The organism is Pseudomonas sp. MDV22-iso1 (assembly GCF_058145095.1).
Genome location: NZ_JBYVMF010000019.1, coordinates 55,961 through 74,858, shown reverse-complemented (window position 1 = coordinate 74,858; position 18,898 = coordinate 55,961). Strand labels below are relative to the sequence as shown.

Below are 18,898 nucleotides of genomic sequence, written 5' to 3'. Positions count from 1 at the left end.
TTGGCGTTGGGAACGAAAATGCTGCAACCCACAAAAATGACAAGAAGGCGTCGGCAACTTCTACTTTTAGTCGAGTGTCCTAACTGACAAAGGTAGCGCTGTCTGCGCGCTGAGGTGTTACATGAATCATCCCATCACCGCCCTGGTCATCATGGGTGTTGCCGGTTGCGGCAAAACTTGCGTCAGTGAAGCGTTGTGCCAGCTCAGCGGCGCGACTGCCATTGAAGGCGATACTTTCCACCCTGCCGCCAACATCGAAAAGATGAGCGCGGGTATCCCCCTTAACGATCAAGACCGTGCCGGCTGGCTCGACAGCCTGTGCGTCGAATTGCGCCGCGTCGATGCCAAGGGCGAACGCCCGGTGTTGACCTGCTCGGCCCTCAAACACAGTTATCGCGAAGTGTTGCGCAGTGCCTTGCCGGGCCTGGGTTTCGTGTTCCTCGAGTTAACGCCTGAAGTTGCCGCCGAGCGTGTGTCTCATCGGCCCGGCCACTTCATGCCCTCGACCCTGATCGACAGCCAGTTCGCCACGCTCGAGTCGCCCAAGGGCGAGCCTCTGACCCTGGCACTGGACGCTTCCATTCACAGCGTCGATGAGTTGGCCGTTCAAGCGCACCGCTGGTGGCTCGAACACGGCCTGAAACTCGCCGTATGAGTTTTGCTCAAAAAGATAGCGCTGTCCTGATGGCTTGCGAATTACCCGCTTTAATAACAACAACAACCAGGAGACACCCCTAATGTTTGGCATGTCCCACGAGACGTTCCTGCTGCTCGATGCAGTGGTGACGGTGATCGGGCTTATCGTCCTGATTACCAAGTTCAAGTTCCACCCGTTCATTGCCCTGATTATCGCCGCCGCCTTCCTCGGCCTGACCTCCGGCATGCCGATCGGCACCATCATCAAGGCGTTCCAGGACGGCTTCGGTGGGGTGCTCGGTTTTGTCGGGATCATCCTGGCGCTGGGGACCATGCTCGGCAAAATGATGGCGGAGTCGGGCGGGGCGGATCAGATTGCCCAGACCCTGATTCGTGCGTTCGGCAAGGACAAGGTGCAGTGGGCGATGATGTTCGCCGCTTTCCTGGTCGGCATTCCGCTGTTCTTCGAAATCGGTTTCGTGCTGTTGATTCCACTGGTGTTCATCGTCGCGCGGCGTACCGGCGTGTCGATCATCAAGATCGGTATCCCGCTGCTCGCCGGCCTGTCGGCGGTGCACGGTCTGGTTCCGCCACACCCGGGCCCGTTGCTGGCCATTGGCGTGTTCGGTGCCGACATCGGTAAAACCATTCTGTACGGGCTGATCGTGGCGCTGCCAACCGCCATCATTGCCGGGCCGATTTTCGGTACGTTCATCGCCAAGTACATTCCGGGCCATGCCAACCAGGAACTGGTGGATCAACTGGCTCGCGAGCCGGAAGCGACCAACCTGCCAAGCTTCAGCATCACCCTGATCACCGTGTTGCTCCCGGTGTTCCTGATGCTGCTGAAAACATTTGCCGACGTCGCGTTGCCGGATGGCCACTTCTTCCGCACGTGGATGGACATGATCGGTCACCCGATCTCGGCGTTGCTGCTGGCGTTGCTGCTGTCGCTGTATACCTTCGGTCACCGTCAGGGCATCGATTCCAAACGCATTCTCAAATTGCTCGACGCGAGTCTGGCACCGACGGCGGCGATCATTTTGATCATCGGCGCGGGCGGTGGCTTCAAGCAGATGCTGGTCACCAGCGGCGTGGGCGATGTGATCGGCCACATGGCGGTCAACGCACAGATCTCGCCGATCCTGTTGGCGTGGCTGGTAGCGGCAGTGATTCGTGTCGCGACCGGTTCTGCCACTGTGGCGACCATCACTGGCGCGGGCATCGTGGTGCCGGTGGTGGGGATGATTCCAGGTGTGAACCGCGAACTGCTGGTGTTGGCGACCGGTGCCGGTTCGCTGGTGCTGTCCCACGTCAACGACGCCGGTTTCTGGCTGGTGAAGCAGTACTTCAACATGACCGTGGCAGAAACCTTCAAGACCTGGACCGCGATGGAAACCATCCTGTCCGTGGTAGCGCTGGGCTTTATTCTGTTGTTGTCGATGTTCGTTTAAGCACTTCGTTTGACTACTTGAATGCCCGCGCGTTTTGCGGGCATTTTTGTTTTTCCGTATCGGCGTTAACTCTGCCTCAACGCATCGACGCGAGCTTGGAGACTGGACGTCCCAGAAAACGTACTTGTGCTAGAGACATTGCTGCGAAAGCCACTATCGCTGCTCTGGACACTGAGCGTTGAAATTGTGCGGTAAGAACTGGGAGCAGAAACACTGCTGCTACCGCTGGAGACAGAGTGTTGGGAGCTGGCTCTACTCATCGATGGCGCTTTTTCAGTTATCGATACGCCGCTCACCTGATTTGTCGAACGAGTGACGTAAGTTGTTGTGGAGGAACCTTGGCCGGGTAGAGGACCGTCCCTGAAGGGAATGTGTTTGCGTGTCCGGCTACTTTTCGCTGTCCTGACAGTAGGCAGTTTCTTATTGTTCTCGAGGTGTTTTAACAATCCGAGTAACAACCCGCCTTGCAAGGCCGGATCAACTCCTGTGCTTTTTGGGGGAGCACTTGCGCCACCATTACCGACCGGGGAAATTATCCTCCAGACAGCAGAAAAGATTTCAAAAATCCAACCCTCTCCCGTCGGATCCTTACGCATCACAGGCTCACCACCACAATACATATACGCATTCAGCCCTCCCTTGCCGAACGGACTGAATGTGTCCGGGCTATGGAACCGCATCAATCCCGGGTTATAGGCCCGGTATCCATTACCCAGGATGTACCAGCCCATACTCGCTTCACACAGTTCACCGTTGAAGCCCAGACGGGACGTCAACTTCTGTCGGGAAGATTGCGTTCCATAAACCGAATACGCCACGTGGCGGGTTTCACCGGCGACTGTTTCGGCAAGCACCGAGTTTTTGCGGTCACTTGCTAACAGCACGGTCCGTTGCCAGCGCGCGGTGTTTTGAACAACTGGATTTGATGGGGGCATGAGACGGTCTCCTTTGGCACGCGATGAGGGCAATACAGCCGTCTTCAGCATTTCACGTAGACCGGGGGCCGAGAACTGACAGAACTGTCAGGTGTGACGAGTGACTTGGGGTATTCCAGTTCACCGCGAAACCCAATGTGGGAGCGGGCTTGCTTGCGAAAAGGGCGTGCCAGTCAACGTAGATGTTGATTGGCATACCGCATTCGCGAGCAAACCCGCTCCCACATTTGTTATGGGTCAGGCATTGGTTTTTTGTGCCTGCCCATCCGCCCTGAACATCCCGCGAATCCCGCGTACCGCCTGGCGAATCCGGTCCTGGTTTTCGATCAGCGCGAAGCGCACGTGATCATCCCCGTACTCCCCGAACCCCACACCCGGCGAGACGCAGACCTTGGCCTCGGCCAGCAGTTTCTTGGCGAACTCCAGCGAACCCATGTGCGCATACGCGTCAGGAATCTTGGCCCACACGTACATCGAGGCTTTCGGGTTTTCGACCATCCAGCCCAGTTCATGCAGGCCTTTGACCAGCACATTGCGGCGCTGGCGATACTGTTCGGCGATGTCTTTGACACACTGCTGATCGCCTTCCAGCGCCGCAATGGCCGCGACCTGCAGCGGGGTAAATGTGCCGTAGTCGTGGTAACTCTTGATCCGCGCCAGGGCGTTGACCAGTTCCGCGTTGCCGACCATGAAACCGATACGCCAGCCCGCCATGTTGTAGCTCTTGGACAGGGTGAAAAACTCCACCGCAATGTCCTTGGCGCCCGGCACCTGCATGATCGACGGGGCTTTCCAGCCGTCGTAGACGATGTCGGCGTAAGCCAGGTCGTGCACGACCAACACGTCGTACTGCTTGGCGAGGGCGATCACTCGCTCGAAGAAATCGAGCTCCACGCACTGGGCTGTCGGGTTGGACGGGAAGCCGAGGATCATCATTTTCGGCTTCGGGATCGACCCTCGAATGGCGCGTTCGAGTTCGGCGAAGAAATCCACACCCGGAATCAGCGGCACCGAACGCACCTGGGCGCCAGCAATCACGGCACCGTAGATGTGAATCGGGTAGCTCGGGTTCGGCACCAGTACGGTGTCGCCCTGATCAAGGGTCGCCAGCATCAGATGCGCCAGGCCTTCCTTGGAACCGATCGTGACGATGGCCTCGGTTTCCGGGTCGATATCGACTTCGTAGCGATCCTTGTACCAGTTGGAAATCGCCCGACGCAGACGCGGAATGCCCTTGGACGTGGAGTAGCCGTGGGTGTCTTCGCGCTGGGCGACGGTGACGAGTTTTTCGACAATGTGCGGCGGCGTCGGGCCGTCAGGATTGCCCATGCTGAAGTCGATGATGTCTTCGCCACGACGACGGGCGGCCATCTTCAGCTCGGCAGTGATGTTGAAAACGTAAGGGGGGAGTCGATCTATGCGCGCAAAGCGGCGCGGCGAACCTTGTTCGGCCATTGTTGCCTCGGATAACGTAAGCGCCCGGAACCGTCCGAGCGACGCTGGCCACTGCGGTGGCCTGTGGCGGAATGTAAGGGCAGCTGTGGCAAACTGTCCAGCAGGTTTGTAAATAATCTTTTCCCAAGGAAAGCGGTCGATGGAATTCACCAGTGGCTTTTTGCTGAGCCTTTCGCTGTGCCTGGACATTGGCGTGGCCAATATCGCGATGATCACCCTGGCCATGCAACGCGGCTATTTTCAAGGCTTTGCGCTGGGCTTGGGGACCTGTGTCGGCGACCTGATTTACGCGGTGCTGGCGCTGGCGGGCATGACGGTTTTACTGCAATACGAAACCGTGCGCTGGGTATTGTGGATTGGCGGTTCGGCGCTGTTGGTGTATTTCGCGGCGAAGATGATTTATTCGGCGATTCATCACGAAGCGGTGCTGGCGCAAACGGCGGAGGTGGGGCAGAACTCACATCGCAAAGAGTTTTTCCGCGGGATCTTCCTCGCCATGTCGTCCCCCAGCGCCATTCTCTGGTTCGCGGCAGTGGGCGGCACATTGATCGCCCGTTCTGGCGCTGCTGGTCCGGTCAGTTCGGCGTTGTTCCTGAGTGGATTCTTCTTTGCCGGGCTGCTCTGGAGTGCGGGTCTGTGCTTCGCGGCGAGTCATGGCGGCAAGTTGCTGGGCGACAAACTGCTGCGTTATTCCTACATGGCATCAGCGGCGATCTTCTGCTATTTCGCGGTGTACGTGATCCTATCGGGCTACAACGAGTTTGTTGGTAGCGGTGCCGTCGAGCAGTTGCACACCCTGTAATTTGGCGAATCGGGTTTGGCTTCTATACTCCCAGCCGAACCCACTTTTTCATTCCAGGAGTCGAGTCATGGACGAGCAAGCACGTGTGGAACTGGCTGAACCTCGCTTCGAGCATGGACACTTCCTGCTGATCGCGGGGCTTGGTGGACGATTCACCCAGGAAACCGCCGGTGACATTCCTGATCTGTGGGAAAAATTCATCCCCGAGATCGGCAAGATTCCTGGCCAAAAAAGCGAAGTCACCTACGGCATCTGCTGCAATCCGGATGGCCAGGGTGGTTTCGAATACATCGCCGGTGTCGAAATCAGCAAGCTCGATGACCTGCCCGAGAAATATCGCTGGGTCGAGGTTCAACCTCAGCACTACGCGGTATTCGAGCACAAGGGCTCGCTGGATAAACTGCCAGAGGTCTTTCAATACATCTGGAAAACCTGGCTGCCGCAATCCGGACACGAGGCGGCGGACGCTCCGGAATTCGAGCGTTACAGCGAAGACTACAATCCGAAACTCAACACTGGCGTGCTGGAAATCTGGCTGCCGCTCAAGGCGTAATAATTTATGATCGCCAACCTTCTTCATCGCTGACTTCGAGTTGCCATGACCCTTGTTATTCGCCACGTCACGCCTGCTGACCTGGACCGCTGCTACAGCATCGAAACCGTCGCCTACGAAGGCGACGAAGCCGCCACTCGCGAAAAAATCGCGACCCGCATTGCCACCTGGCCCGAAGGTTTCATCGTCGCCGAGGTGGAGGGCGTTGTCGCCGGCTTCATCAATTCCGGCGCGGCGTTTGAAGTGGAAATGTCGGACGAGGCGTTCAAGGAGCTGATCGGCCACGACCCGGCAGGCCCGCATGTGGTGATCATGTCAGTGGTGGTTCATCCGGATTATCAGGGGCAGGGTGTGGCGAAGCGTTTGATGGAAGAGTTCATCGAGCGCATGCGCGCCATGGGCAAGGTCAGCATCAACCTGATGTGCAAGGAGCGGCATGTGCCGTTTTACGCCGGGTTCGGCTTTGCCTACGTCAAGCCATCGACGTCGGATCACGGCGGGATGGCGTGGCATGAGATGGTGCTGACGTTATAGTCAGTGAAGATTAACTGCGGGCGAAAAGCTTGCTCGCGATAGCGATCTCAAAGACGCCATCGCGAGCAGGGATGTGTCAGTAAAGACTGTCGCGCACCCTCGCCGGGGCTTCCCGGTCATAGGTCTCGGCATCGAACTCCCCATCATTCAAACGCTTGTGAAACGCGCCCGCCGTCGGCAGCGCAGAGCGGTCGAGGTAGGTCTGCGGGTTCCACACATCGGAACGCACCATCGCCTTCGAGCAATGAAAATACGCCGCCTCCACTGTCACCAGCATCACCGTGCGTGCGGGTTTGCCGTTCACCGCGAAGCTGTTCAACAGCTCCGGCTCGGCACTGATCTGCGCGGTGCCGTTAACCCGCAAGGTCTCGCCAATCCCCGGAATGATGAACAGCAATGACACCCTTGAATCCAGCACGACATTGCGCAGGGTGTCGATGCGGTTGTTGCCCGGACGGTCCGGAATGGCCAGCGTTCGCGAGTCGATAATCCGCACGAAACCCGGCATGTCACCCCTTGGCGAACCGTCCATGCCATCCGGGCCGACCGAGCTGATGATCACGAGCGGGGAAGCACGGACCATCGCCTGATAATCCTCGTTCAAGAAAGGGATTTGTTTGCGCACGGCGCGATCGTGGGGTTGGCCGTAAATGGCCTCCAGTGCTTCGATGCTATTGAGCATAATTATCTCCTTGAAAAAACAGACCCATGCGCCGTTCAAAACCGATACGGCCCTTGTACGCTTCGCCGGTATCGACCCAGCCGAATTTTGCGTAAAGCGCGATCGCCGCTTCGTTATCCGCGTCCACCGACAGTTCCAGTCCCTTGATCTCCGGCCAGGCCAGGCGCGCCACTTCCGGCAGCGCTTGCAGGCAAGCCTTGCCGTAGCCTTTGCCCTGAGCCCGTTGATCGACTTGCAGTGCATGCAGCGTGGCGCTGTGTTCGTTCGCCCAGGCAGGCAATACCGGCGGGCGTTTGAGCAGCAGGAACGCGACGGGAACGTCCTCGACCAGCAAGGCAAATCCTTTGACGCCGGGGCCGGGTTTGGACAGCAGGGAATGCAGCGCTCCGAAGATATCGCCGCAAAACCTGATTTGTTTCGGATGCACTTCGATGGCCTCGACCTGTTGGCGCTGGAGCGTATTCAGGCTTTCGTAAGGCACAAGCTGGGCTGTCACTGGAGTGTCCTTTTTCCAACAGAATCGAGCCTCGGATTCTAGCGAGTTTGTGTCCGTGGATTATTTTTATTTGGGCTGTCGAATGGGCGTTGGTTCAGACGACTAAGGGGGTCTTCACAACAATACACACGGAGAAACCTCATGAGCGCACACGCTGAAATTCAGAGCCTGATCGATACCTATCAACAGGCCGTCATCGCCAAGGATATTGATAAAGTCATGGCACTGTATGCCGATGACATCGTTTCGTTCGATGCGGTCAAAGCCCTGCAATTCAAGGGCAAGGCCGCTTACCGCGCGCATTGGCAGGCGTGCATGGAAATGTGCCCCGGCCCGCACATTTTCGAGTTTCACCAAATCAACATTGTGACCGGCGAACAGATCGCTTTCGCCCATTGGCTGGCCCATTGCGGTGGTACCAATGACAAGGGTGAAACCCAGGCCTGCTGGATGCGCGGTACAGCCGGGTATCGTCGCGACGCGGGCCAATGGCGCATCGTCCACGAACACTTTTCTGCCCCGTTCGACATGGAAAGCGGTGCCACGTTGTTCGACTTGCAACCTTGATCGTCTGGCTGGTCGTCGGGAAAAAACACCCAAACGCCAAACTGCAGCCATAGTTGATCCGTTCGATCCGGGAGAATCCCATGAAGTATTTGTGCCTGGTCTACAGCAGTGAGCGCGAACTGCATTCGCTGCCCGAGAGCCCTAAAGATGCCGAATGCATGGCCTATGCCGAGTCCATCCAGGGCAGCGGGCGAATGATCGCCGCCGAGGCGCTGGAATCAGTGCAGACCGCGACCACCGTGCGCATGCGCAACGGCAAACTGTCGATTACCGACGGCCCCTTTGCCGAAACCAAGGAGCAGTTGGCTGGCTTCTACCTGATCGATGCCAAGGACCTCAACGAAGCCCTCCAGGTCGCCGGAAATATTCCGGCGGCACGGGTGGGCTGTGTCGAGGTGCGCCCCGTTCGCCAGTTGAATCCCTGAATAACAAAGACAACAGGAGATCCTGCATGAGTCCGACACTCCTTCAACGACAGCCTGCACCGTTCGAGTTATCCATCAGTCGCCTGATCGACGCGCCACGGCGCAAAGTCTTCCGCGCCTGGACCGAGCCGGCCTTGCTCGCCCAGTGGTGGGGGCCGCACGGCATGACCACGCCCGAGTGCGAAATGGACCTGTGGGTCGGTGGCCAATTCCGCACCCTGATGCGCGCCCCCGACGGTTCGGAGTATCCGACCCTGGGCGTGTTTCTGGAAATCGTTGCCCCCGAGCGTCTGGTGTTCACCGATGCCTTCATTCCTGGCTGGATCCCCTCGGGCAAACCATTCATGTCGGCAGAGGTGACGCTTGAAGAGCGCGACGGCAAGACGCTTTACTCCGCGCGCGCCATGCATTGGTCGGAAGAGGATCGTCAGGCCCACGAAGCCATGGGGTTCGAGGACGGTTGGGGGCAGAGCCTGGACAGGTTGGTGACGTTGGTCACTGAAGGCATGCCGGACTGATGTCGGGCGTGTCGGTCAGCGCTCGGGTCGAGCAGGTTTATCGCGACGAGTCGCGGCGAATTCTGGCGACACTGATTCGCTTGCTCGGTGATTTCGATCTCGCGGAGGAGGCGCTGCACGAGGCTTTTTTCGTCGCGGTCGAACGCTGGCAACGAGACGGCGTGCCCGATAATCCGCGCACGTGGCTGGTGTCCACCGGGCGCTTCAAGGCCATTGACGTGTTGCGCCGGCGTGCGCGATTCAATGCGTCGCGACCCCTGCTGATCGCGCAACTGGAGGCGCTGGAGCAGGCGGACTGGAGTGATGAGGACGTGGAAGACGATCGCTTGCGCCTGATCTTCACCTGTTGTCACCCGGCACTCGCGGCGGATTCGCAGGTGCCATTGACGCTGCGGGAAGTGTGCGACCTGACCACGGAAGAAATCGCCCGAGCGTTTCTCGCCACGCCGACCACCATTGCGCAACGCATCGTTCGGGCCAAAGCCAAGATTCGAGACGCAAAAATCCCCTATCAAGTGCCGACCCTGGCGGAATTGCCCGAACGTCTGGACAGCGTGTTGCGGGTGATCTACCTGGTGTTCAACGAGGGTTATTCGGCGTCCATCGGCGCCGAATTGACCCGTGAAGAACTGACCCGCGAAGCCATTCGCCTGGGTCGTTTGTTGATGGAACTGCTGCCTGAGCCGGAAGTGATGGGGCTGTTGGCGTTGATGCTGTTGCACGAGTCCCGGCGTCCTGCCAGGACATCGGCAGACGGCGAGCTGATTGTGCTGGATGAACAGGACCGCTCGCTGTGGAATTGCGAGTTGATCGAAGAAGGATGCGCGCTGATCGAGCGGGCGCTGTCGACGGGGCGGTTCGGGCCGTATTGCTTGCAAGCAGCGATTGCGGCAGTGCATGCAGAGGCGCTGAGCGCTCAGGAAACGGACTGGCTGCAGATTGTGGGTTTGTATGACGTGTTGCTGGCCGCTGTGCCTTCACCGGTGATCGAGCTAAACAGGGCGGCAGCGATTTCCAAACGGGATGGGCCGTTGGCGGCGTTGGCGTTGGTTGACGGGATTCTGCAGCGCGGTGAGCTGCTGGACTATTACCTGGCGCATTCAGCGCGGGCGGAGTTTTACCGGCAGCTGGGCAGGGCGGAGGAGGCGCGGGGGGCGTATCGGCGTGCGCTGGAGTTGACGCAGCAACTGCCGGAACGGCGGTTTCTTGAAGGGCGATTGCGGGCATTAAAGTGAGGCGACCTCAAGGCCGCCATCGCGGGCAAGCCCGGCTCCCACATTAGACCGCGTTTGCCTGGATAACTCGGTCAACTGTGGGAGCCGGGCTTGCCCGCGATGGGGTCCTTAAAACCTGGCCAAAAATCTCAGGCCTGCTGACGTGTTGCCGCCAACACTATCTCCCGAATGCACACATTCTGCGGCTGCTGATAGGCATAGCTGATCGCCGCCGCCACATCCTCTGCGCTCAACACCGTGCCACCCATGTCCTGTTTCCAGGCCTGGTAACCGGTCTTGATCGCGTCATCGGTGGTGTGACTGAGCAACTCGGTTTCCACCGCCCCCGGCGCAATAGTGATCACTCGCACATTGTGCGGCGACAGCTCTTCACGCAGGTTCTCGGACAGACCGTGCACCGCGAATTTGGTCCCGACGTAGGCAACGTGGTTCGGGAACGTCTTGCGACCGGCCACGGAACTGATGTTGATGATCGTGCCGTGTTTACGCTCAACCATGCCCGCGACCACCGCATGCACACCATTGAGCAAACCCTTCACGTTGACGTCGAGCATCTGATCCCACTGCGCCGGATCCTGTTGAGTCATCTCGCCCAGCAACATGACACCGGCGTTGTTGATCAACAGATCCGCGGGGCCGAACTGCGCTTCAGCCTCGGCCACTGCCGCGAGCAGGGTTACGCGGTCGGTGATGTCGACCCGGCGGCTGAGGGTGTTCGGCAGTTCTAGCGCCTCCAGACGCTCAACCCGACGGGCCAGCAGCAACAGGGGATGACCGGCCGCGCTCAACAGGCGTGCAGCCGCTTCGCCAATGCCGGAACTGGCCCCGGTGATGATGATCAATGGCTTGCTCATGCTTGACTCCTGGAATTTGAAAAACAAATAACTAAACGTAAGGCGCAGTATATTTATCGCCTTGCTGGCTGAAAAATGCCTTATTCCTCTTTCTGCTATCGGAATTTCCTATGGATATCCGTCACCTTAAAGCCTTCATCGCCGTATTCGAGGAACGCAATATCACCTCGGCGGCGCAACGATTGTTCCTCAGCCAACCAACGCTGTCAGTCACCATCAAACAGCTCGAAGAAGACATGGGCGCGACGTTGTTCCTCCGTCAGCCACGAGGTGTGGAGGTCAGCGATGAGGCACGGGTGCTGTACCCGCAAGCCCGGCGAATGGTGGCGGAGGCCGAGGCATTGAGCCGGCTGTTTCGTGGTCGAGAAAACCGGTCACCATTGGTGCTGGGGATTGAAGGGGATATTGCCGACAGCCAGATCGAAGCCTTCGTGCGCATGGCCCATCAGGCGTTACCCCATTTGCTGCTCACGCTGGAAGAGGGTTGCCATGGCGACGGTCGCTTGGCGGTGGAGGAGATGTGTTGCGAGGACGAATTGTTCCTGCCGTTGTGGGAGGAGTCCTACGTGATGGCATTGCCGGTCGGGCATCCGATGGCCAAGGGGGAGGCGGGCCAGCACTGGACGCCGATCGATGACTGGATCACCTGTGCGCAGCATCCTTCCCATCAGCGTTTGATGGCGTTGTACGGGCGTTCGCCGGAAGCGGTGGCCGGGCATGCCGGTTCGTTGAAACAGGCACTGCACATGGTCGCGGCGGGGGTTGGTGTGGCGATGTTGCCGCAGTCATTGGTGAGCGGGAATGACCGGGTGGTGACCCGCGCATTGCACCTGCCGGCACCGACCCGGCGAGTGGGTTTGTGTTACGCGGCGCAGGCGTTGGAGTTGCCGATGATGCGCGGGTTGCATGAGTATTTTCAGAGCAATCGGCCGATAGATATCGACGCTGCGTGAAACGTCATCCCTGTAGCAGCTGCCGAAGGCTGCGTTCGGCTGCGAAGCAGTCGTGAAATCAGGCGATGAGGTGTTCCAGTTATAACGTGTGGTCAGAAATTACGACTGCTTCGCAGCCGAACGCAGCCTTCGGCAGCTGCTACAGATAGGTCTGTGTTTACTCCAGCATCTTGCCCAGCAACCAACTCCCCGCCGGCCCTGGCGGATGCAGGCGTGACCACAGCGCATCGACAAACACCGGTTTCGGCCAGCCGCGCACCTTCAGCTCCACTAACGCCCCGGCGTCAAAACGACCCACCAGCCAGCGGGGCAAAGGCGCCCAGCCAAATCCGCCCTGAGCCATTTCCAGCAGCATCAGGTAACTTGGCGCCGACCAGACGCGGCCTTTTGCACGGCTTTCATACGGATTGACGATCGTCGCCAGCCGCAGCTCGCGGTGTTGCTGCAATACCTCCTGATCAATATCGCTCAGCGTCGCCAACGGGTGCGCACGGGAGACGAACAGCGCAATTTCCGTGCGCTCTTCGACGGTCGAGCTGACCAGATCCGGCGGATAACTTTCCTGCATCTCGGCAAACGCGACATGCGCCCGACCTCGTTGTATCAACGCCACCAGGTCGTCGCATTCGGCAATCAGGCATTCGAGTTCCAGGTCGGGATAGCGTTGCTCGAACGCACTCAGGGCCGCCTCGAACCGGTCGGACTGGTACGTATCGGAAATCGCTACGGTGAGCTTGGCTTCGACGCCCTGGGACAGTTGGCTGGCGGACATTTCCAGCCGGCTGGTGGCGGCCAGGATGTCCTCGGCCCGTTGCAGCATGACGTGCCCCGCCGGCGTCAGCGTGGGCTTGCGGCTGCTGCGGTCAAACAGGATCAGATTCAGATCGATTTCCAGGCTGGCCACGGCGGCGCTGATGGTCGACTGACTGCGACCCAGCTTGCGTGCCGCAGCGGAAAACGAACCTTGGGTGGCTGCCTGGACGAACGCCAGCAACACTTCGTGCGAGGCCATGAACTATCGCCTTGATCGATGGTTATTGATTATGAAGTATCGGGGCAGTGCCGGATCATGGCAACCACAGTCACTCAGAGGAGTCTGGTCATGAGCACTAGCAAATCCATCACTGAACGTTTCCTGCAGGCCGTCGGCTTCGAAGCACTGGCCATCCTGATCTGTACCCCGCTACTGGCGTGGATCATGGACAAACCGATGCTGGAAATGGGCGTCGTCACCGTCATCATCGCAGCGCTGGCACTGGCCTGGAACGTGATCTTCAACGGCCTGTTCGATCGGCTGCTGGCACGCCTGAACATTGTGCATAACGCCTGGGTTCGCGTGGTGCATGCGCTGCTGTTCGAAGGCGGGCTGGTGGCGCTGGGCGTGCCGTTGATTGCCTGGTGGCTGAACGTCAGCCTGTGGCAGGCGTTTGTGCTGGACATCGGTGTGCTGCTGTTTTTCCTGCCGTACACCTATGTTTACCACTGGGTGTATGACGTGGTGCGTGAGCGGGTGGTGATGCGCCGGGTCTGTGAGGCATAACCCCGAAACCTGTGGGAGCGGCGGTGATCAGAACAACTGCGTGAACAACCAATACAAACTGCCCGACAGTAGAATCGCCGCTGGCAATGTCAGTACCCAGGCCATCAGCAGGTTGCGGATAGTCTTCATTTGCAAGCCGCCACCGTTGGCGACCATTGTCCCGGCGACGCCCGATGACAGCACATGGGTGGTCGACACGGGCAGGCCAAACATGTCGGCGGCACCAATTGTCAGCATCGCCACGGTTTCCGCCGAGGCGCCCTGTGCATAGGTCAAATGGGTCTTGCCGATCTTCTCGCCGACGGTCACCACGATGCGCTTCCAGCCGACCATGGTGCCCAACCCCAGCGCGATGGCCACGGCGATTTTCACCCACAACGGAATAAACCGCGTGGCGTTGTCGATTTGTTGCTTGAACAGTTGCAGCTTGTCGACGGTGTCGGCGTCGAAATTGCCGACCTTGTTCTTTTCCATCAGGCGAATGGTTTCGCTGGTCAGGTACATGTCGTTACGCACGTTGCCCATGGCTTCGGCAGGGACTTTCGACAGCGAGCCATAACCTTTCACTTCATTACCGATGTGGCCTGTCAGGGCGGCGAGGGCGGGGATCAGTTGCGGCGCCACGTCCTTGCTGCGCACATAGTCAGACAGGATCGCTCTTGGATCGGCAGGTGCCGGTTGAGGCGCACTGCGCTCCAGCGCTTGTTGGGTCACTTGCGCCACAGCAGCAAACTGCAAGGCCTGATCGGCCGGCATGGTCCGGTTCAGCGCATACGCCATCGGTAGCGTGCCCACCAGAATCAGCATGATCAGGCCCATGCCTTTCTGGCCGTCATTGGAACCGTGGGCGAATGACACGCCAGTGCAGGTCAGAATCAACAGGCCGCGAATCCACCACGGTGGCGGCGTGTTGCCTTCCGGAGCGCTGTACAGCGAACGATTCTTGACGAAAGCGCGCAACGCCAGCAGCAGCAACGCGGCGAAACCAAAACCGACCAGGGGCGAAAGCAGCAGCGCGTAACCGATCCTGGTCGCTTGCGCCCAGTCCACGCCGCTGGTGCCATCGCGGCCGTGCATGAGGGCATTGGCCACGCCGACGCCGATGATCGAGCCGATCAGAGTGTGTGAAGACGACGCCGGCAAACCCAGCCACCAGGTACCGAGGTTCCACAGGATCGCGGCGATCAGCAGGGCGAAGATCATCGCGAAGCCGGCGGACGAACCGACTTGCAGAATCAATTCCACCGGCAGCAGGGCAATGATGCCGAACGCTACCGCACCGCTGGAAAGCAGCACGCCGAGAAAGTTGAAGAAGCCGGACCAGGCCACTGCGAAATTCGGCGGTAACGAATTGGTGTAGATCACCGTGGCCACGGCGTTGGCGGTGTCATGGAAACCGTTGACGAACTCAAAGCCGAGGGCGATCAGCAGGGCAACACCAAGCAGCACGAAGGGTGTCCAGGTGGTGACCACGGTGCCGAGTTCATGCACGTCATGCATCAGGCTATAGGCCGTGAACAAAAGCCCGCCTGCCAAGACACCGAAAAAAATCACCAGGGTGAACAGGCCGGGTTTTTTATCGAACTGCGGCTTGGCGCTACTGGCGGGAGCCTGCGCATCGGGACAGTAGGAAGGCGTAGCCATGACGGACAATCCTGAGGAGGGAAGGAATGCCGCCCATGATCGTTGCTAAATGTTACTGAGGGGCTGCTTCAGATCAGGGTTTGGGGTGTTTGTGGGGGCCGCTGATCTGAAAGCAACGATCTTTTGATCTTAATAATCCTGGCGCTTGCGGAACGCCCAGCGCCCCGCAATGACGGTGAACGTGGCCACCAGTGCCACCAGAATCCAGAACCCTTCCGGATCCCCCGATAGCGGCACACCGCCGACGTTCATGCCGAAGAAGCCGGCGATGATGTTGATCGGCAGCGCCAGCACCGTCACCACGGTCAGCGTGAACAGCGTGCGGTTGCTTTGTTCGTTGAGGTTGGCGGCGATTTCTTCCTGCAACAACTTGATCCGTTCGCCCAGGGCCGTGAGGTCGTTGATGATCAGTGCGAACTCCTCGGTGGACTTGCGCAGCTCCTTCACGTCTTCCTTCTGCAGCCATTGCGGCGGGCGATTGAGCAAGCGCAATAACGAGCCTGGCTCCAGCGCCAGCAGGCGTTGCAAACGAACCAGCACCCGCCGGTTGGCCCCCAGTTCGGCGCGGTTGGTGGACAGCCGTGAGGAGAGCAACTCGTCTTCGATCTGGTCGACGCTCTGGCTGGTCCTGCGCACGATTTGCGTCAGGACTTCACCCTGGTCGCGCAGCAAGTGCACCAGCAATTCCAGCGGGGAGCGAAAACGTTCGCCGGCCTTCACCGACGTACGCAGCTTGTCCACCGAGTGCAAGGGTTGCAGGCGCGCGCTGATGATCAGCCGGCTGCGTGCGCACACCCACAGCGTCGACACGTCCGAAGACACCATGCTGCTGAGGTTGAACACCACATCGTTGACCACCGCCAGCAAGGCGGAATCGACATGTTCGATGCGCGTCGAACGGGAGCCTTCATGCAGCGCTTCGAAAAACTCGTCGGGTAATCCCAGATGACTTTTCATCCAGCGCTCACAGGCAGCGTGCGCGAGGTTCAGGTGCAGCCAGAGAAAGTCGTCGTTGTTTTCCGGTTGCTCCAGGCACTGCAACGCCATGGCTGAGTCGATCTCCCGACCACGCTCACCGGGGCGAAAACTGAACCCATAGAGCAGGCCGAACAGGTCCGGATCACGGTGGCTTTGGTCGATGCTGTGGTTCATGAGGTCTCGCTGCGCGAAGGCGGTTGTTGCGGGTTTTACAGGTTCACTGGAGCCGCATCATCGCAAGGAGGTTTGACCGTTTTGTGACCGTTCGATGTCGCTGATGTTTGTGACTGCCAACGGCCGAAAGGATTAAAGAAAGGCTCTGGCACGCCGATGACGGTGATGCTGAATATCGCGATGTGGTCGTGGACCAGCGTCGCCGACAGGGAGGTCCGGACATCTTGCACGCCTGCCGGGCGTGTCTTATCCCTGTCATGAGATTCCCCTCGATGTTTTTGCAAAAATCCCTGAGAGCCCAAATCCTTGCCTTGTTGAGCGGGAGCTTGCTGGCGATGTTGCTGATCGCCCTGGCCTGCTTCCACTTTCTGTCCAGTGGCGTGCAGAGCTATGCGAACCTGATCGAAGGACCTTTGCACACCTCGCAGTTGATCGATGAAGCCAACCTGCAATTCAAGGTGCAGGTTCAGGAATGGAAAAACGTCCTGCTGCGCGGCAAACAACCGGCCGATCTGGACAAGTACTGGAAGCAATTCGAAGACCGTCAGCGCGACGTTCAAAACATCCTCGGTGAACTGGCCGGGCAGAAAGGTATCGAGCCACCACTCAAGACTCGCATCGAACGCCTGCGTGATGAGCATCGCCTGTTGGGCGCGGCGTATCAGAAGGGGCGCGATGCCTATGTGGCCGCGGGTGCTGATCCCGCGGCCGGCGACGCAGCTGTCAAAGGTGTCGATCGCGCGGCCAGCGAGCAGATGAGCGAACTGGTCAGCGAATTGCGCAAGCAGGGCGCCGAGCAGTCGACCGTGATCAGCGCCAGTGCCGATCGCACGGTGTTGCTGGGGATTCTGGTGATGTTGGCGTCGGGCCTGTTGATTGGCCTGTTGAGCCTGTGGCTGGTCAATCGCAACCTGGTCGAACCGATCCGCAAACTGATCGAGTATGTGGCGCAACTCAGCCAGGGGCGCTTTGCCGAGCGTGTGGCCAATACCCGTCAGGATGAGTTGGGCAAGCTGGCCGTCGCGGCCAACTTGCTGCGCGATTTCCTCGCTGACACGTTCACCCGCTTGCAGCGCAGCGCCTCGGATCTGGACAGCGCGAGCGGCGAGCTGAAGTCCATCGCCAGCCTCATGGCCAGCGGCACCAACGAGCAGTTCAACCGCACCGATCAGGTGGCCACGGCCATGAACGAAATGTCCGCCACCGCGCAGGAAGTCGCCCGTCATGCGGCCGATGCGGCGCGCGCCGCCGATGATGCCGACCAGTCGGCGCAGCAGGGCGAAAAAGTCATGCAGGGCACCATTCATACCATCACTCGAATGCGCGGCGAAATCGCCAGCACCGCCACGGTCATCCGTCAGCTGGAAACCGACAGTGGACGTATCGGCAAGGTGCTGGAAGTGATTCGCGGTATCGCCGAACAGACCAACTTGCTGGCGCTTAACGCGGCCATCGAAGCGGCCCGTGCCGGTGAAGCCGGGCGCGGATTTGCCGTGGTAGCCGATGAAGTTCGTAGCCTGGCCCAGCGCACGGCGGCGTCGATCATCGAGATCAACCAGATCATCCAGACCGTGCAAACCGGTGCAGTGGACGCGGCCCAGGCGATTGAAAGCGGTCAGTCGCGCAGTGAAGAAAGCGTCGAGCAGGTGACCCAGGCGGGGGCGATGCTCGAACGCATCACCCACGCGGTGGAAGCGATTCGCGACATGAATCGTCAGATCGCCACGGCTGCCGAAGAGCAGACGTCAGTGGCCGAAGACATTTCGCGCAACCTCACGGAAATTACCAGCATCGCCAGCACCAATCTGGATAACGTGCAGCGCACTGAGGCGGCCAGCCACAACCTGCACGGGTTGTCGGGCCAGCTGAATGAAGTGACGGCGCGCCTGAGCGCTTGATAGCAGGGTGGTTCCGGGCGTTCGCCTGATCAAATCGCGGATGTAAAAAAGCCGCACGATCCGAAGATCGTGCGGCTTTTTTTTAGGTGTTTAATCAGTCGTCTTTTTTGTTCTTCAGGACTTCGCCAGTAGCAGCGTTCAAGTCCACGTCCCATTCAACGCCTTGGGCGTCACGCAGTTCAACTTCGTATTCATAACCGTTGAAGTGGTTGTCCAGGTCGCTGTCGGTAATCGTGGCACCTGGGTGCAGCTTCAGTACGACCTTGTTCAGTTCTTCCAGCGGCTTGATCTTGCCGTCTTTGACCAGTTGAGGGATCTGATCGACCGGCACATCAGCCTGGGCCAGGCCAGCGGTGAGGGTCAGGGCAGCAGCTGTGAACAAAGCAGTCAAAGTTTTCATGAGGTTCTTTCCTTGGATGAGCTGTTTAAGTGGGATCAGATTAACTGTGGCAACTTAATTCAGGCTTAATTCTATTGAACCGGCAAAAAAGCATCGCGGGCAAGCCTTGCTCCTACAGGTCTTGCTCCAATCCTGGGTAAAAAGATCTGTGGGAGCAAAGCTTGC

At 59.1% G+C, this 18,898-nt stretch carries 22 protein-coding genes and 1 pseudogene; 13 read left to right on the top strand and 10 right to left on the bottom strand.

Annotation, left to right across the window (positions count from 1 at the left end):
- Positions 1–121: 121 nt before the first annotated feature.
- Together AC3ZVB_RS20720 and AC3ZVB_RS20715 are read left to right on the top strand one after the other, a co-directional pair.
- On the top strand, positions 122–655 hold the full coding sequence (locus AC3ZVB_RS20720; RefSeq protein WP_162438661.1) for a gluconokinase: 534 nt from the start codon (positions 122–124) through the stop codon (positions 653–655).
- An 82-nt stretch (positions 656–737) separates the two neighbouring features.
- Positions 738–2,090: a GntP family permease gene (locus AC3ZVB_RS20715; protein ID WP_162438662.1), complete on the top strand. Its 1,353-nt coding sequence runs from the start codon at positions 738–740 to the stop codon at positions 2,088–2,090.
- A 65-nt stretch (positions 2,091–2,155) separates the two neighbouring features.
- Here the strand turns inward: AC3ZVB_RS20715 and AC3ZVB_RS20710 are convergent, their stop codons facing one another.
- Together AC3ZVB_RS20710 and alaC are read right to left on the bottom strand one after the other, a co-directional pair.
- Entirely contained in the window at positions 2,156–3,025 is an 870-nt protein-coding gene (locus tag AC3ZVB_RS20710) for an RHS repeat-associated core domain-containing protein (RefSeq protein WP_490147602.1), read from the bottom strand.
- A gap of 237 nt (positions 3,026–3,262) precedes the next feature.
- Positions 3,263–4,480 carry an alanine transaminase gene (alaC, locus tag AC3ZVB_RS20705; RefSeq protein ID WP_490147601.1) on the bottom strand — a complete coding sequence of 406 codons (1,218 nt, stop codon included), beginning with the start codon at positions 4,478–4,480 and terminating at the stop codon, positions 3,263–3,265.
- A 139-nt stretch (positions 4,481–4,619) separates the two neighbouring features.
- Between alaC and AC3ZVB_RS20700 the strand changes: the two genes are divergently transcribed.
- The 3 genes from AC3ZVB_RS20700 to AC3ZVB_RS20690 all read left to right on the top strand — a co-directional run bounded on the left by AC3ZVB_RS20700 (position 4,620) and on the right by AC3ZVB_RS20690 (position 6,369).
- Positions 4,620–5,282 carry a LysE family translocator gene (locus tag AC3ZVB_RS20700; RefSeq protein WP_490147600.1) on the top strand — a complete coding sequence of 221 codons (663 nt, stop codon included), beginning with the start codon at positions 4,620–4,622 and terminating at the stop codon, positions 5,280–5,282.
- A gap of 67 nt (positions 5,283–5,349) precedes the next feature.
- A complete protein-coding gene (locus AC3ZVB_RS20695) occupies positions 5,350–5,835 on the top strand; it encodes a GyrI-like domain-containing protein (protein ID WP_490147599.1) in 486 nt (161 codons plus the stop codon).
- A 45-nt stretch (positions 5,836–5,880) separates the two neighbouring features.
- Positions 5,881–6,369 carry a GNAT family N-acetyltransferase gene (locus tag AC3ZVB_RS20690; protein ID WP_162438666.1) on the top strand — a complete coding sequence of 163 codons (489 nt, stop codon included), beginning with the start codon at positions 5,881–5,883 and terminating at the stop codon, positions 6,367–6,369.
- 76 nt (positions 6,370–6,445) lie between these two features.
- On the opposite strand, the gene AC3ZVB_RS20685 is transcribed toward AC3ZVB_RS20690, so the two are convergent.
- The gene (locus AC3ZVB_RS20685; RefSeq protein ID WP_490147598.1) at positions 6,446–7,051 is read right to left on the bottom strand and encodes a pyridoxamine 5'-phosphate oxidase family protein; all 606 of its coding nucleotides are present in this window, start codon (positions 7,049–7,051) and stop codon (positions 6,446–6,448) included.
- A complete protein-coding gene (locus tag AC3ZVB_RS20680) occupies positions 7,041–7,547 on the bottom strand; it encodes a GNAT family N-acetyltransferase (protein ID WP_194693745.1) in 507 nt (168 codons plus the stop codon). Before AC3ZVB_RS20680 ends, AC3ZVB_RS20685 begins: the two co-directional genes overlap by 11 nt.
- Before the next feature lie 141 nt (positions 7,548–7,688).
- Between AC3ZVB_RS20680 and AC3ZVB_RS20675 the strand changes: the two genes are divergently transcribed.
- From AC3ZVB_RS20675 to AC3ZVB_RS20660, 4 genes are all read left to right on the top strand, one after another.
- Entirely contained in the window at positions 7,689–8,114 is a 426-nt protein-coding gene (locus AC3ZVB_RS20675; RefSeq protein WP_162438669.1) for a YybH family protein, read from the top strand.
- An 80-nt stretch (positions 8,115–8,194) separates the two neighbouring features.
- Positions 8,195–8,539 carry a YciI family protein gene (locus AC3ZVB_RS20670; RefSeq protein ID WP_162438670.1) on the top strand — a complete coding sequence of 115 codons (345 nt, stop codon included), beginning with the start codon at positions 8,195–8,197 and terminating at the stop codon, positions 8,537–8,539.
- A gap of 26 nt (positions 8,540–8,565) precedes the next feature.
- Positions 8,566–9,057: an SRPBCC family protein gene (locus AC3ZVB_RS20665; protein ID WP_162438671.1), complete on the top strand. Its 492-nt coding sequence runs from the start codon at positions 8,566–8,568 to the stop codon at positions 9,055–9,057.
- Positions 9,057–10,292 (top strand): RNA polymerase sigma factor, encoded by a 1,236-nt coding sequence (locus AC3ZVB_RS20660; RefSeq protein WP_490147597.1) that lies wholly within the window; start codon positions 9,057–9,059, stop codon positions 10,290–10,292. The genes AC3ZVB_RS20665 and AC3ZVB_RS20660 overlap by 1 nt, the downstream gene beginning before the upstream one ends.
- A gap of 128 nt (positions 10,293–10,420) precedes the next feature.
- Here AC3ZVB_RS20660 and AC3ZVB_RS20655 read toward each other — a convergent pair whose 3' ends face one another.
- Positions 10,421–11,146, bottom strand: a complete 726-nt coding sequence (locus AC3ZVB_RS20655) for an SDR family oxidoreductase (protein ID WP_194693747.1) — start codon at positions 11,144–11,146, stop codon at positions 10,421–10,423.
- Positions 11,147–11,256: 110 nt separating this feature from the next.
- On the opposite strand from AC3ZVB_RS20655, the gene AC3ZVB_RS20650 reads away from it, so the two are divergent.
- On the top strand, positions 11,257–12,099 hold the full coding sequence (locus AC3ZVB_RS20650; RefSeq protein ID WP_162438674.1) for a LysR family transcriptional regulator: 843 nt from the start codon (positions 11,257–11,259) through the stop codon (positions 12,097–12,099).
- Positions 12,100–12,256: 157 nt separating this feature from the next.
- Here the strand turns inward: AC3ZVB_RS20650 and AC3ZVB_RS20645 are convergent, their stop codons facing one another.
- Positions 12,257–13,111, bottom strand: a complete 855-nt coding sequence (locus tag AC3ZVB_RS20645) for a LysR family transcriptional regulator (RefSeq protein WP_490147596.1) — start codon at positions 13,109–13,111, stop codon at positions 12,257–12,259.
- A gap of 90 nt (positions 13,112–13,201) precedes the next feature.
- Here AC3ZVB_RS20645 and AC3ZVB_RS20640 point away from each other — a divergent pair, with 90 nt between their 5' ends.
- On the top strand, positions 13,202–13,639 hold the full coding sequence (locus AC3ZVB_RS20640) for a multidrug/biocide efflux PACE transporter (protein WP_490147595.1): 438 nt from the start codon (positions 13,202–13,204) through the stop codon (positions 13,637–13,639).
- A 27-nt stretch (positions 13,640–13,666) separates the two neighbouring features.
- Here AC3ZVB_RS20640 and AC3ZVB_RS20635 read toward each other — a convergent pair whose 3' ends face one another.
- The 3 genes from AC3ZVB_RS20635 to AC3ZVB_RS20625 form a co-directional block, all read right to left on the bottom strand.
- Complete coding sequence (locus AC3ZVB_RS20635; protein WP_490147626.1) at positions 13,667–15,139, bottom strand: inorganic phosphate transporter; 1,473 nt, start codon at positions 15,137–15,139, stop codon at positions 13,667–13,669.
- Between the two features lie 273 nt (positions 15,140–15,412).
- Positions 15,413–16,435: a transporter gene (locus tag AC3ZVB_RS20630; protein WP_162438677.1), complete on the bottom strand. Its 1,023-nt coding sequence runs from the start codon at positions 16,433–16,435 to the stop codon at positions 15,413–15,415.
- Between the two features lie 35 nt (positions 16,436–16,470).
- Entirely contained in the window at positions 16,471–16,800 is a 330-nt protein-coding gene (locus AC3ZVB_RS20625) for a hypothetical protein (RefSeq protein WP_490147629.1), read from the bottom strand.
- Between AC3ZVB_RS20625 and AC3ZVB_RS20620 the strand changes: the two are divergent.
- Together AC3ZVB_RS20620 and AC3ZVB_RS20615 are read left to right on the top strand one after the other, a co-directional pair.
- Positions 16,693–17,400 (top strand): annotated as a pseudogene (locus AC3ZVB_RS20620) (methyl-accepting chemotaxis protein); the annotation flags it as partial. The gene AC3ZVB_RS20625 and the pseudogene AC3ZVB_RS20620 overlap by 108 nt on opposite strands.
- A 165-nt stretch (positions 17,401–17,565) precedes the next feature.
- Positions 17,566–18,333 (top strand): methyl-accepting chemotaxis protein, encoded by a 768-nt coding sequence (locus tag AC3ZVB_RS20615; RefSeq protein ID WP_490147625.1) that lies wholly within the window; start codon positions 17,566–17,568, stop codon positions 18,331–18,333.
- Positions 18,334–18,427: 94 nt separating this feature from the next.
- Here the strand turns inward: AC3ZVB_RS20615 and AC3ZVB_RS20610 are convergent, their stop codons facing one another.
- Positions 18,428–18,733, bottom strand: coding sequence for a PepSY domain-containing protein (locus AC3ZVB_RS20610; RefSeq protein ID WP_490147594.1), 306 nt, complete (start codon positions 18,731–18,733; stop codon positions 18,428–18,430).
- Positions 18,734–18,898: the final 165 nt, after the last annotated feature.